Here is a 13185-nt window from a genome sequence, read left to right on the forward strand (position 1 = left end):
AGGGCCGCCGGGCGCACGAGGCACGGCATGGTCGTGCCGCGCGCCCCGACCCAGGACATGCCCCGCCCGGAAGGGGTGTACGCCTGTGCCCGCACTTGTGCTGCTCGGTGCTCAGTGGGGTGACGAGGGCAAGGGAAAGGCCACCGACCTGCTCGGCGGCTCCGTCGACTACGTGGTGCGCTACCAGGGCGGCAACAACGCCGGCCACACGGTCGTGGTGGGCGACCAGAAGTACGCGCTCCACCTGCTGCCGTCCGGCATCCTGTCCCCCAACTGCGTCCCCGTCATCGGCAACGGCGTCGTGGTCGACCCCTCGGTGCTGCTCTCCGAGCTGAGCGGTCTCAACGAGCGGGGCGTCGACACGTCGAAGCTGCTGATCAGCGGCAACGCGCACATCATCACCTCGTACAACGTCACGCTCGACAAGGTGAGCGAGCGGTTCCTGGGCAAGCGCAAGATCGGCACCACCGGTCGCGGCATCGGCCCCACCTACGCCGACAAGATCAACCGCACCGGCATCCGCGTCCAGGACCTGTACGACGAGTCGATCCTCCAGCAGAAGGTGGAGGCGGCGCTCGAGGTCAAGAACCAGATGCTCAGCAAGCTCTACAACCGCCGCGCCATCGCCGCGGAGCAGGTGGTCGAGGAGCTGCTGGGCTACGCCGACCAGCTGAAGCCGTACGTCGCCGACACGGTCCTGGTCCTCAACCAGGCGCTCGACGAGGACAAGGTCGTGCTCTTCGAGGGCGGCCAGGGCACGCTGCTCGACATCGACCACGGCACCTACCCGTTCGTCACCTCCAGCAACCCGACGGCCGGCGGCGCCTGCACGGGCGCGGGCGTGGGCCCGACGCGGATAAGCCGTGTCATCGGCATCCTGAAGGCGTACACCACGCGCGTCGGCTCGGGCCCGTTCCCGACCGAGCTGTTCGACGAGGACGGCGAGGCGCTGCGGCGCATCGGTGGCGAGCGCGGTGTCACCACCGGGCGCGACCGCCGCTGCGGCTGGTTCGACGCGGTCATCGCGCGGTACGCCACGCGGGTGAACGGCCTGACGGACTTCTTCCTCACCAAGCTGGACGTCCTCACCGGCTGGGAGCAGATCCCGGTCTGCGTCGCCTACGAGATCGACGGCAAGCGGGTCGAGGAACTCCCCTACTCGCAGAGCGACTTCCACCACGCGAAGCCGATCTACGAGTACCTGCCGGGCTGGAGCGAGGACATCTCCTCGGCGAAGTCCTTCTCCGACCTGCCGAAGAACGCGCAGGCGTACGTGAAGGCGCTGGAGGAGATGTCCGGCGCCCCGATCTCCGCGATCGGCGTCGGCCCCGGCCGCGACGAGACCATCGAGATCAACTCGTTCCTGTAGGAACGCGCACGGAGGGACGCCCCGGTGGCCACGGCCACCGGGGCGTTCCCCTTTCCCCGGCGGCGGGGCGGAGCGGGGCCGGGGCGCGGAGGACCCCGAGGGTGCGGAGCGAGGCAGCCCGGGCGCCGGGCCCGTCAGCCGGGTCGACCGGACGGGCGTCGCGCCGGGGTGGCGGACCGGTCCAGCCCAGGTCACCGGACCGGGTTGCCGCACCGGTCAGCCGGACCGGGCCGCCCGGGCGCCGGGCCGGTCAGCCGGACGTCACCGGGCAGAGCCGCCGCACCGACCCGCCAACCTCGTCAGCCGGGTCGACCGGACGTGGTCGCGCCCGGGGCGCCGGCCTCCTCGGCCGGGTCGGCCGGATGGTCAGTCACGCCGGGGTGGTGGTTCAGGGGTGGGGCGGGGCGGCTTCGGTGGGGGTGGCCAGGGGGAGGCGGACCGTGAAGAGGGCGCCGCCTCCGGGGGCCTGGCCGAGCGAGATGGTCCCCCCGTGCAGCGTCACGATCTCGCGGACGATCGCCAGCCCCAGGCCCGCGCCGCCGTCGTCCCGCGCCCGCGCGTCGTCCAGCCGCACGAACCGTTCGAAGACCCGCTCCCGCTCGTCCTCCGGGACGCCCGGCCCGTCGTCCGCCACCGACAGCACCGCCCAGCCGGGTCCCGCCCCGGCCCCCTCGCCCCGGTCCGGGCGCTCGGTGCGCACCCGCACCTCGACCCGCTCCCGGGCGTGCCGCTGCGCGTTGTCCAGCAGGTTGCCGAGCACCCGCTCCAGCCGGCCCCGGCTGCCCGACACGACCGCCTCCTCCAGCTCACCGGCGCGCACCGGCTCCGGGCGGCGTGCCGTCTCCTCCCGCACCAGGGCCGCCAGGTCCAGGCGTGCCGTGCGGGGCCCCTCGCCCGCGTCGAGGCGGGCCAGCAGCAGCAGGTCGGCGGCCAGGTGCTGGAGCCGCACCACGTCCTCCAGCAGCTCGCCGACCTCCAGCAGCGCCGGGTGTGCCGCGGCGACCTCCACCTGGGTCCGCAGCGAGGCGATCGGGCTGCGCAGCTCGTGCGAGGCGTCCGCGACGAAGCGGCGCTGCCGCTCGACCGACTCCTGCAGCGCCTGCAGGGTGCCGTTGGTGGTGGCCGCCAGCCGGGCCACCTCGTCGCGCGAGGACGGCACCGGCACCCGGCGGGACAGGTCGCGGCTGCCGGTGATCTCCGCCAGCTCCGCCCGGATGCCCTCCACCGGGCGCAGCGCGCGGCGGGTGACCAGCCAGGTCACCGCCCCCACCACGACCAGCAGCGCGGGCAGCCCGATCAGCATCGCCCGGACGGTGCCGGTCACCGCCAGTTCCGGCACCGCCAGCGACGACCCCGCGTAGACGGTCACGGCCGTCCCGTCGGCGGCCTCGGAGCGCACCGCGGCGACGGTGAAGTCGGCACGCCCCTCCGCGTCGCCCGGGTCGGAGGTCGCCTCGCCCTCGTCGTCCACCGGCAGCGAGACGCGGTCGAAGACGGCCTCCTCGGCCACCCGGCCCGCGGCGGAGGCCTCGTCGTCGCCCCGGTCGCCGTTTCCGCCCCGGTCGTCGTCGTCACCGCCGCGGTCGTCGTCATCGTCGTCGTCCGGGCGGTCGGCGTTGCCGGCGTCGTCCCGGGCGGCGCCGGCGTCCTGCCCGCCCCGGTCGCCGGAGCGGGCGGGCGCGGGGCGGTCGACCCCGCTCATGGGCGGGGCGCCGGTGAGGGCGTCGCTGGAGGCGATGACCCTGCCGTCGGCGTCGACGACCTGCACCGGGTCGTCGGTGTCCAGGCCGGCCACGTCCTGCGGGGACCGCTCCACCGCGACCTGGACGGCGACCTCGCGCGCCCGGGACTCCGCCACCAGACGGGTGTTGTCGGTCAGGCCCCCGCGCAGGGTCGCTGTCACCGCCAGGCCCGCCACGACCAGGGCGACGGCGACGACGGCGGTGGCGCCCAGCGTGGTGCGGGCGCGCACCGAGGAGAGCCACCCCCCGGTCACGGCGCACCCCCGTCCCGCTCCAGCCGGTAGCCGGCCCCGCGCACCGTGGTGATCGAGCGGACCCCGAACGGGGCGTCGATCTTGCGGCGCAGCGCGCTGACGTAGACCTCCACGATGTTGGGATCGCCGTCGTAGGCGAAGTCCCACACGTGCTCGAGGATCTCGGTCTTGGAGACCACCTCCCCCGCCCGCAGGGCCAGTTGCTCCAGGACGGCGAACTCCCGCGTGGTGAGCGCGATCTCCTGCCCGCCGCGCCTCACCCGCTGCGCCGCCGGGTCGACGCTGAGGTCGCCCAGCCGCAGGACCGGCGTGCCCCCGCGGGTGCGGCGGCGCAGCAGGGCGCGGATCCGGGCGAGGAGGACCACGTAGGAGAACGGCTTGGTCAGGTAGTCGTCGGCGCCGGTGTCCAGCCCCTCGGCCTCGTCGTACTCGCCGTCCTTGGCGGTGAGCATCAGGATCGGCGTCTCGTCGCCGGACGCGCGCAGGGCGGAGCAGACCCGGTAGCCGTTCATGCCGGGCAGCATGATGTCGAGGACGATCAGGTCGTAGGAGTACTCCTGGGCCCGGTGCAGGCCCTCCGCCCCGTCGTGCACGACGTCCACGGCGAAGCCCTCGGCCGCCAGTCCCCTCGCCAGGGCGGTGGCCAGGCGTCTCTCGTCCTCCACGATCAGCAAACGCATGCGGTCAAGGGTCGCAGAGCCTTCCTGAAGGCCCCTTCAGCTTCCTTCAGCCCCGCTTCAGCGTCGCCCGTCCACAGTGATGCCTGTCGAGACCACCGCACCGACTCCACGGGAGGACCCCCATGAGCTCCGACGACCGCACCCCGTCCCGCCGCCGCGCCGCCCTCGCCGCCCTGCTCGTCGCCGTCCTGGTGGGCGGAGGCACCGCCGTGGCCGTCGCCGCGTCCGGGGACGACGGCGAGCGCGACCGGAGCGCCACCGCCTCCTCGGCCCGGGAGGACGACGCGGACCGCGACGACGACCGGGACGACGCGGACGAGCGCGACGACGAGGTCGCCGCCGCGAGGGCCGCGAAGACCGATGTGCGCGCCGCCGTCGCCGCGGCCCTGGCGAAGACGAAGGGCGGCGCCGTGGCGTCGGCCGAACTCGACGGGGACGACGGCGACCGGCCCGTCTGGGAGGTCGACGTCGTCGGCAAGGACGGCTCCCGCACCGAGGTCCTGGTCGACCCGGGCAACGGCAAGGTGCTCGGCAGCTCCCGCGACGAGGACGACGACAACGACGACCGCGACGAGGCCGCCGCCCTGCGCAAGGCCGGCACCGACGCCTCCGCGGCCGCCGAGGCGGCCCTGAAGCAGGCCCCCGGCACGGTCGTCTCCCTGGACTTCGAGCACGACGGGGACGACGACGACCGCGCGGGCACGCCGGCCTGGGAGGTCGAGGTGCTCGGCGAGAACGGCGAGGAGCGCGAGGTCCGCGTCGACGCGGACAGCGGGAAGGCCGCCGCCGGCGGGGCCGACGACCGGCGCGACGACCGCGACGACCGCGACGACCGCGACGACAAGGGTGACGACCAGGGCGACGACGCCCGGGACGACGACAAGAACGACAAGGACGACAGCGACGACCGCCGCGGCGACGACGCCGACGACCGCCGCGAGAGCTGACACGGGCCGGACCCGCGCGCACCGTCGCGGGACCGCAGAGGACGAACGGCGGCCGGGCGCAGAGCCCCGGCCGCCGTTCGTGCGTGTCGTGCGTGTCGTGCGTGTCGTGCGTGTCGTGCGTGCCCGCGCGGGCGGGCCGTACCCCCGCCTCAGGCCGGGACGGCGGAGCGCCCGGCGGAGACGGCGGCCCGCCGGTCCTCCTGGAGGGCCGCCGACCGGGGCAGCGCCGCGGCGAGCAGCGGGCCGCGCAGCGTCGTGGAACGCAGGACGACGGACAGCAGCAGGTACCCGAGGAACCCGCCGAGCGTGTTGGCGACGAGGTCGTTGACGTCGACCGCGCGGCCGTTGTTCAGGGCGACGTACGACAGCAGCTGGGCGGCCTCGATGCCCAGGCTGACCAGCCCCGTCAGCAGCGCGGTCTCCTTCGCCGAGGTCGCGCGGCGCGACAGCAGCGGGAACAGGAAACCGGCCGGGACCGTCAGGAGGACGTTGGCGAGCATGGTGACGTCGGCGCCGATCAGCGGGACGAAGCTGATCTGCCCGTACCAGGGCGCCTGGTTGGCGTACATCCCCCAGGTCACCTCCAGCGGGAAGATCGTCAGGGAGAGGACGGCGGCCGCGTAGACGGCCGCGGCCATCTGCAGCAGGGCCCGCCGGACGTTCCACGCGTCCCGCCACACCTGGACGCCGGTGAGGAGCGCGAACAGCAGGAGCAGCGGGCCGAGAACGAGTGACGAGGCCACTTCGAAGCGGATGTCCATGAGGTGGGGTTCCTTCGGTCGGGACGGGCGGCGCTGACGAGGACGAGCCTCGCTCCCGCGCCGGGCCCGGCGGATCTCCCGAACGGCCCATTCACCGGGGCACGGCTACGACTTTCGGCAGAGGGCGCCGCGAACCCGCCCGCCTAGAGTGACCGACATGCTCAGAACACCCCGGGCGGCGGCCGTGGGCCGGTTCGCCGGCGGCGCGCTGCCGCTCTGCGCCCTCGGCCTGGCGCTCCTCGTCGACCTCGGCGCCGGATCCCTCTCCTCGCAGGGAGCCGGAGCCCTGCTGTACCTGTCGGCGGGGGCGGCGGCGGTCGTGGTCCTCCCGGCCGTCGCCCTCCGGCTGCGTGGCGGACCGCTGGCCTGGCCGGCCTGCGGCGCGGCCGTGGTGTCGCTGGCCTGCTCGGCCCTGCTCGGCGCGGCGGCGGGCGAGGACTCCGCGCTGGACCAGGCCTCGGACGTCTACGCCCTGTTCGAGCCGACCGCCCTGATCGTGCTGCTGGCGCTGACCGCGCGGCGCGGCTCCCGGGCCGGTACCGCCGTCGCCCTGCCGCTGCTGATGACGGCGGTCGTCCTGCGGCCGCTGGTGATCGACGTGGACGAGGGCAGCAGCGTCGTCGCGCTGATCCTGACGCTGGTGGCCAGCGGCGCCCTGGCCGGCGGGCTCACCGGGCGGCTGGTGGTGGTCTCCCGCCGTCAGCGCGAGGAACAGATCCGGCTGGAGCAGCGGCTCGCCTTCGCCCGCGACCTGCACGACTTCGTGGCCCACCACATCTCGGGCATCGTCGTGCAGGCGCAGGGCGCCCGGGCCGTCGCGGCGAAGAGGCCGCAGGCCGTGGCGGACGCCCTCGAGCTGATCGAGAGCACCGGCGCCGAGGCGCTGACCGCGATGCGCGAGATGGTCGGAGCCCTGCGGGAGGACACCGGACCGCGGAACCGGGCCCCCGGCACGGACGGGATCCGGGCGCTGGCCGAGGAGGCCGTGCTGCCCGGCGCGCGGGTGCAGTTCACCGAGTCCGGTCCGGCCGCCGGACTGCCCGCGGACGCCGCGCACCTGGTGGAGCGCGTGGTCATGGAGGCGCTCACCAACGTCCGCAGGCACGCCCGCGACTGCACCGCCGTGACGGTGGCCCTGGACGTCTCGCGCCGCCGGGTCACCGCCCACATCACCGACGACGGCCACCCGCACCCGCCGGACACCACCGGCGGCGGCCACGGCCCGCGGGACAAGGCCGTGGCCCCCGCCCACGGTGGTTACGGACTGCGGGGCCTGCGGGAGGTGGCCGAGGCGGCCGGTGGGACACTGGCCGCGGGTCCGGCCGGCGACGGGCCGGCCGCCGGGCGGGGATGGCAGGTCTCCCTCCGGCTCCCCCTCCCCCTGAGGCAGGTGCGCCGGTGACCATCCGCGTCCTCCTGGCGGACGACCAGGCGATCGTCCGCACCGGCATGGCCATGATCCTGGCGGCCGAGGACGGCATCGAGGTCGTCGCCCAGGCCGCCGACGGCGTCGAGGCGATCCAGCAGGCCGAGGCGCACCGCCCGGACGTCGTCCTCATGGACATCCGCATGCCGCGCCTGAACGGCATCGAGGCGCTGCGGCACCTGTGCCGGCCCGGCGCGCCGCACGCCCCGAAGGTCGTCATGGTGACCACCTTCGACGACGACGAGTACGTCCACCAGGCCCTGCGGGACGGCGCCTGCGGCTTCCTGCTCAAGGACGCGGGACCGCGGCTGCTGGCCGAGGCGGTCCGTTCGGCGGCCTCCGGCGAGGCCCTGATCAGCCCGTCGATCACGGTCCGGCTGCTGCGCCGGTTCACCGGGCCCGACACCGCCCCCGCGCGCCCCTCGCCGCTGTCCCGGCGGGAGACCGAGGTCACCGTCCTCGTCTCCCGCGGCCACACCAACACGGAGATCGCGGCCGCCCTGCACATCAGCGCGGGCACGGTGAAGACCCACCTGACCAACATCCAGACCAAGCTGGGGCTCCGCAACCGGGTGGAGATCGCCGCCTGGGCCTGGGAGTCGGGCCTCACCCGCTGACACCGGCCGGGGCGGGACGCGGGCCCGCCCTTCCGGCGCGGGCCCGCGCCGCACCACCGCCGACCTGACCACCGGCACCACCGTCGACCTGACCACCGGCACCACCGTCGTCCGGCTTCCGGCAGACTGAAGGCATGACGGAACACAAGAACCTCCTCGGCGGCCCCGCGCCGACGCACCTCCCGGAGAACGAGGACGCGTACCGGATGCTCGCCGACTCCGCGGCCCCCGCCGAGGTCGCGGCGGCGCACCCGACGTTCTCGCTCGCCTGGGCGATGCTCGCCGACGACGCCTTCGAGGCGGGCCGGACCGTGGAGTCCTACGCCTACGCCCGCACGGGCTACCACCGCGGCCTGGACGCCCTGCGCCGCGCCGGCTGGAAGGGCCACGGGCCCGTCCCGTGGAGCCACCGCGCCAACCGCGGTTTCCTCCGCTGCCTCGCCGCCCTCGCCCGCGCCGCCGAGGCCATCAAGGAGACCGAGGAGGCCGAGCGCTGCCGCCAGTTCCTGCGGGACAGCGACGACGAGGCGTACCAGGAGCTGAAGTCCAGCTGAGGTCCGGCTGACGCCCGGCAGGACGTGAACGACGAGGCCACGGCGCACCTTCACGGTGGCCGTGGCCTTCGCACGCCCGGACCGGTCACCGGGCCCGGACAGCACGGCGCCCCGCCGGCCGGTGGGCGGCGGGGCGCCGGTGTGACGCGTCAGGGGCGGGTCACTTCAGCTTGGTGCCCGCCGAGCGCAGGTGCCGGCACGCCTCGACGACGCGGGCCGCCATGGACGCCTCGGCCAGCTTGCCCCAGGTGCGCGGGTCGTAGGTCTTCTTGTTGCCGACCTCGCCGTCCACCTTCAGCACGCCGTCGTAGTTGCGGAACATGTGGTCCGCGACGGGACGGGTGAACGCGTACTGGGTGTCGGTGTCGATGTTCATCTTGACGACGCCGTTGTCCAGCGCGGTGGCGATCTCCTGCTCGGTGGAGCCGGAGCCGCCGTGGAAGACGAAGTCGAACGGGTTCTCCTTGCCGAAGCGGGCGCCCACGCCCTCCGCGAGCTCCTTGAGCAGCTCCGGGCGGAGCACCACGTTGCCCGGCTTGTAGACGCCGTGCACGTTGCCGAAGGAGGCGGCGAGCAGGTAGCGCCCCTTCTCGCCCAGGCCCAGGGCCTCGGCGGTGCGGATCGCGTCGTCCACCGTGGTGTAGAGGGAGTCGTTGATCTCGTGCGTGACGCCGTCCTCCTCGCCACCGGTCGGGGTGATCTCGACCTCGAGGATGATCTTGGCGGCGCGGGCGCGCTCCAGGAGCTCCTCGGCGATGGCCAGGTTGTCGGAGAGGGTCTCGGCCGAGCCGTCCCACATGTGCGACTGGAAGAGCGGGTTGCGGCCCGCCTTCACGCGCTCCTCGGACACCGCCAGCAGCGGACGGACGTAGCCGTCCAGCTTGTCCTTGGGGCAGTGGTCGGTGTGCAGGGCGACGGTGATGTCGTACTTCTCCGCCACGATGTGCGCGAACTCGGCCAGGGCGACGGCGCCGGTGACCATGTCCTTGCTGTACTGGCCGCCGGCGAACTCGGCGCCGCCGGTGGAGACCTGGATGATGCCGTCGCTCTCCGCCTCGGCGAAGCCGCGGAGGGCCGCGTGCAGGGTCTGGGAAGAGGTCACGTTGATGGCCGGGTAGGCGAACTTGCCTGCCTTCGCCCGGTCGAGCATCTCGTTGTAGACCTCGGGGGTTGCGATGGGCATCCTGTCCGCTCCTTGATGGTTCTGCGGGTGTTGTCCTTGCCAGCCCTGACCTAGGTGACGTCGTCGTCGGCACCATCTTTCCAGACGCGGGAGCCCGCCCGGACGCGCGTCCCGGACAGTGGCGCCCGAGCCGGGCGTTCCCGGCCGTTCCCGGCGTCACGGGGCGGTCCCGGCAGCGCCCTGGCGGCCCTGGCGGCCCTGGCGGCCCTGGCGGCCCTGGCGGCCCTGGCGGCAAGGATCCCCGTGCCCCCGCGGTCCCGGCGTCAGTCCAGGCCGAGGTCGTCCTTGGAGTAGGCGAACCGGTAGGGCACGCCCGCCTTGTCCTGGATGATCTCCGCGGCGCCGGTGGCCCGGTCGACGATGGTGACCACCGCGACGACCTCCGCGCCGGCCTCCCGCACCGCCTCGACGGCGGTCAGCGGCGAACCGCCGGTGGTGGAGGTGTCCTCCACCACCAGCACGCGGCGCCCGGCGATGTCCGGACCCTCCACCCGCTTCTGCAGCCCGTGCGCCTTGGCGGCCTTGCGGACCACGAACGCGTCCAGGGAGCGCCCGCGCGCGGCGGCCGCGTGCAGCATGGAGGCGGCCACCGGGTCGGCGCCCATGGTCAGGCCGCCCACCGCGTCGAACTCCAGGTCCTCGGTGAGGTCCAGCAGCACCTGGCCGACCAGCGGGGCCGCCGTCCCGTCCAGGGTGATGCGGCGGAGGTCGATGTAGTAGTCGGCCTCCAGCCCGGAGGAGAGGGTCACCTTGCCGTGCACCACGGCCTTGTCCTTGATCTGCTGCAGCAGCTCGCCGCGAACGTCGCTCATGGCGGCAAGGTTAGTTCGCCTCAGAGCGCGCGCCAGCGCCAGGTGGTCGTGGCCTCCAGCGGCTCCAGCGGCGTGACCAGGCGCGGAGCGGTGTTCAGCCCGTTGGGCGGGCCGGTCTGCGGTTCCACGCAGACGGCGGCGTCCTGCTCGTCGTAGACCACCACCCACTTCTCCGGGCTGGTCACCCGCAGCTCCAGCCGCTCCGGCCACACCACGGCCACGTCCACGCCCCGCGGCATGCCGAAGCAGTCGTCCCACGGGCCGGGCAGCGGCTTCTCCAGGCGGTTGCCGGTGGGGAGGTGGTCCTCGCCGCGCTCCTCCTGCCAGGCCGGCTCGAACTCGATCCGCGCGCCCTCGCCCCCGCCGAGCGGGCCCTCCAGGGTGCGGTTGAACCACGGGTGCCAGCCGAGCTGGGCCGGGAACGAGGACTCGTACGTCTCGATCGCCAGGGTGAGGGTCAGCGACTCCTCGGTCAGCGCCACCACCTGGGTGAGGCGGGACGGGTAGGGCCAGGGGTCGGTGAGGTCCAGGGTGATCACCGCCTCGTCCTGCTCCCGGCGGGCGGTGCGCCAGGCGTGGTCGCGGGCGGTGCCGTGGATGGCGTGCGGCGGGGCGTTCAGCGGCATCCGGTGCAGGGTGCCGCCGTCGCGGAACCGGCCGTCGCGGATCCGGCCGCACCAGGGGGCCATGGGGAAGCAGCCGTACCGCTCCCCCTGCCGCAGCAGTTCGACGCCGCCGACGCGCAGGCTGGTGATCCGTCCGCCGTTCCGGGGGCTCACGGTCGCCTCCGCGTCGCCGGCGGTCAGGGTGAAGTCGTCTTGGGTGCTCACGGCCCACGACCCTACTGGGGGCGGCGGGAGCGGCGCGCGGTCACCGGCCGCCGCGGCGCAGCGCGCGGGTGACGGCGATCGCCCCGGCGGCCACGGCCAGCGCGGCCGCGGCGGGGCCGGCCCAGCGGAGCGTGCGGTCCGCCATGCCGGAGGGGGGCACCGGCACGGGTGCGTACCGTCCGCGCGGCGGGGCGTGGTCGACCTCCTCGGCGCTGCGGCCGATCATCGTCCGCCGGGCCTGGGCGGCGTCGGCCACCGGGGCGTCCTCCCCGGGGAACTCCAGGGGGTCCTCCCCGTCGACCTCGTCGAACTCCGCGGCCGGGTCGAGGGACGGGGGCGGGACGGGGGCGTCGAACACCGACGGCCGGCGCGCCGCGTCCCCCTCACCACCGTCGTCCTCCCCGTCCTCCGCCGCCCGGTCCTCACCGGGGTCCCCCTCCTCGCCCACCTCCGCCGCCGCGCCCTCACCGGGGCCCGCCTCCGCATCCGCGCCGGTGTCCGCCCCGGCGCTCTCCGCCGGGCCCGCGCCCGCATTCACCGCCGGGCCCGCGTCCGCGTCCGCCGCCGCTTCCTCGTCGGTGCCCGCCGCCGGGGTGTCCACCGCGCCCGCACGCGGGTCCGCCGCAGCGTTCTCCGCCGCGCCCGCGCCCGCATTCACCGCCGCGCCCGCGTCCGCGTCCGCCGCAGCTTCCTCGTCGGTGCCCGCCGCCGGGGTGTCCACCGCGCCCGCACGCGGATCCGCACCCGTGGCGGCACCCGTGTCCGCCGGGCCCGCGTCCGCGTCCGCCGCCGCTTCCTCGTCGGTGCCCGCCGCCGGGGTGTCCACCGCGCCCGCACGCGGGTCCGCACCCGTGGCGGCACCCGTGTCCGCCGGGCCCGCGTCCGCGTCGGCCGCCGCTTCCTCGTCGGTGCCCGCCGCCGGGGTGCCCGCCGCGCCCGCACGCGGGTCCGCACCCGTGGCGGCACCCGTGTCCGACGCCGCCTCGACGCCGGAGTCCGCCGCGGTGTTCACCTCCCGGCCCGTGCCCGGACCGGACTCCGGGCCCGCGTGCTCGCCCGCGGCCGCTCCCCGGCGGGCCGCCGCGTCCTCGCCCGCGGCGGCGTTCCCGTCCGCGGCGTTCCCGTCCGCGGCGTCCGCGTTCGCGGGCGCCGCCCCGGTGTCGGCGCCGTCCGGCTCGCGTCCGTCCTGGTGCTCCACGGTCTCCCCCTGCTCGTCCACGTTCCCGTCCGTCCCGGCTCCCGCGCCGTCCGCGGGCCCGCCCCCGGCGTCCGCCGCGTCCTCGCGGGAGGGCGCCCCGTCCCGGTCCGGTCCGGCCGGGGTGGGGTCCTCCGCGTCGGGGCGGGCGTCGAAGTCGCCGTCGGCGGCGGGGGCGAACTCCGGGACCAGGGGCTCGCCCGCACCGGGCAGGACCTCGTCGTGGCCGTCGGCGGTCACCGCTGCGCTCACCCCTCCCCGGCTGTCGTCGGCGTCCTCTCCTGACTGCCCCGGCAGGTCCGCGGCGAACCGTTCCATCAGACGGGTCAGGGCGGACCGCACGGCGTCGGGCTCGAAGCCGGTGATCCGCCCGCCCGCGCTGCCGGTGGCGGCGAAGTGCAGGACCGTGCCGTCCGGCCGGGGGTGCAGCGTCACGCGGACGGTCGCGCGGACCGTGCCGTCGCCGCGGGCCTCGCCGCCCGCCGCCTCGGCGGTGAAGGTGCCGTCGTCCTGGCGGGTGATGCCCAGGGAGCCGCGGTACGTCACGCTGCTGCCGCCGACCCGCAGCTTGAGCCGGCCCGCGACGCCCTCCGCCGCGGCGTCCCGCTGGAGCTCGGGGAGGGCCAGGGCGACCCGGCCGGGGTCGGCGAGCGCGGCGGCCAGGTGGTCGGCGGGTACCGGAACGAACACCTCATGCTCCATGGGGCCCGACATTACCGACGGGGACGCGAACCGCACCCCGGCCGAAGGCCGATCGGCACATGTTTCCCACGCCCCGGAACGCCCGCGACACCCCCGACGCCCCGGAACACCCC

At 75.4% G+C, this 13185-nt stretch carries 12 protein-coding genes; 5 read left to right on the forward strand and 7 right to left on the reverse strand.

Annotation, left to right across the window (positions count from 1 at the left end; all coding sequences use genetic code 11):
• The first annotated feature begins 85 nt into the window (after positions 1–85).
• Positions 86–1369 carry an adenylosuccinate synthase gene (locus ABZ836_RS16215; RefSeq protein ID WP_356136734.1) on the forward strand — a complete coding sequence of 428 codons (1284 nt, stop codon included), beginning with the start codon at positions 86–88 and terminating at the stop codon, positions 1367–1369.
• A gap of 388 nt (positions 1370–1757) precedes the next feature.
• Here ABZ836_RS16215 and ABZ836_RS16220 read toward each other — a convergent pair whose 3' ends face one another.
• Both ABZ836_RS16220 and ABZ836_RS16225 read right to left on the reverse strand, forming a co-directional pair.
• Positions 1758–3365, reverse strand: a complete 1608-nt coding sequence (locus ABZ836_RS16220; protein WP_361142604.1) for a HAMP domain-containing sensor histidine kinase — start codon at positions 3363–3365, stop codon at positions 1758–1760.
• On the reverse strand, positions 3362–4045 hold the full coding sequence (locus ABZ836_RS16225; RefSeq protein ID WP_356136731.1) for a response regulator transcription factor: 684 nt from the start codon (positions 4043–4045) through the stop codon (positions 3362–3364). The genes ABZ836_RS16220 and ABZ836_RS16225 overlap by 4 nt, the downstream gene beginning before the upstream one ends.
• 122 nt (positions 4046–4167) lie before the next feature.
• Here ABZ836_RS16225 and ABZ836_RS16230 point away from each other — a divergent pair, with 122 nt between their 5' ends.
• Positions 4168–4992: a PepSY domain-containing protein gene (locus ABZ836_RS16230; RefSeq protein ID WP_361142608.1), complete on the forward strand. Its 825-nt coding sequence runs from the start codon at positions 4168–4170 to the stop codon at positions 4990–4992.
• Positions 4993–5141: 149 nt separating this feature from the next.
• Here the strand turns inward: ABZ836_RS16230 and ABZ836_RS16235 are convergent, their stop codons facing one another.
• Positions 5142–5753 carry a VanZ family protein gene (locus ABZ836_RS16235; protein WP_361142611.1) on the reverse strand — a complete coding sequence of 204 codons (612 nt, stop codon included), beginning with the start codon at positions 5751–5753 and terminating at the stop codon, positions 5142–5144.
• Positions 5754–5910: 157 nt separating this feature from the next.
• On the opposite strand from ABZ836_RS16235, the gene ABZ836_RS16240 reads away from it, so the two are divergent.
• The 3 genes from ABZ836_RS16240 to ABZ836_RS16250 all read left to right on the forward strand — a co-directional run bounded on the left by ABZ836_RS16240 (position 5911) and on the right by ABZ836_RS16250 (position 8350).
• Positions 5911–7155, forward strand: a complete 1245-nt coding sequence (locus ABZ836_RS16240) for a histidine kinase (protein WP_361142614.1) — start codon at positions 5911–5913, stop codon at positions 7153–7155.
• Entirely contained in the window at positions 7152–7796 is a 645-nt protein-coding gene (locus ABZ836_RS16245; RefSeq protein WP_361142617.1) for a response regulator transcription factor, read from the forward strand. The genes ABZ836_RS16240 and ABZ836_RS16245 overlap by 4 nt, the downstream gene beginning before the upstream one ends.
• Before the next feature lie 134 nt (positions 7797–7930).
• Positions 7931–8350 carry a DUF3151 domain-containing protein gene (locus ABZ836_RS16250; protein WP_356136721.1) on the forward strand — a complete coding sequence of 140 codons (420 nt, stop codon included), beginning with the start codon at positions 7931–7933 and terminating at the stop codon, positions 8348–8350.
• Between the two features lie 160 nt (positions 8351–8510).
• Here ABZ836_RS16250 and fbaA read toward each other — a convergent pair whose 3' ends face one another.
• The 4 genes from fbaA to ABZ836_RS16270 form a co-directional block, all read right to left on the reverse strand.
• The gene (fbaA, locus tag ABZ836_RS16255; RefSeq protein WP_356136719.1) at positions 8511–9533 is read right to left on the reverse strand and encodes a class II fructose-bisphosphate aldolase; all 1023 of its coding nucleotides are present in this window, start codon (positions 9531–9533) and stop codon (positions 8511–8513) included.
• A 263-nt stretch (positions 9534–9796) separates the two neighbouring features.
• Positions 9797–10345 carry an orotate phosphoribosyltransferase gene (gene pyrE, locus ABZ836_RS16260; protein WP_356136717.1) on the reverse strand — a complete coding sequence of 183 codons (549 nt, stop codon included), beginning with the start codon at positions 10343–10345 and terminating at the stop codon, positions 9797–9799.
• 20 nt (positions 10346–10365) lie between these two features.
• Positions 10366–11175 (reverse strand): aldose 1-epimerase, encoded by an 810-nt coding sequence (locus ABZ836_RS16265; protein ID WP_361142622.1) that lies wholly within the window; start codon positions 11173–11175, stop codon positions 10366–10368.
• Between the two features lie 40 nt (positions 11176–11215).
• On the reverse strand, positions 11216–13060 hold the full coding sequence (locus ABZ836_RS16270) for an SRPBCC domain-containing protein (protein WP_361142625.1): 1845 nt from the start codon (positions 13058–13060) through the stop codon (positions 11216–11218).
• Positions 13061–13185: the final 125 nt, after the last annotated feature.

Source organism: Streptomyces sp. NPDC047130 (genome assembly GCF_040643475.1).
Taxonomy (GTDB): Bacteria; Actinomycetota; Actinomycetes; order Streptomycetales; family Streptomycetaceae; genus Streptomyces.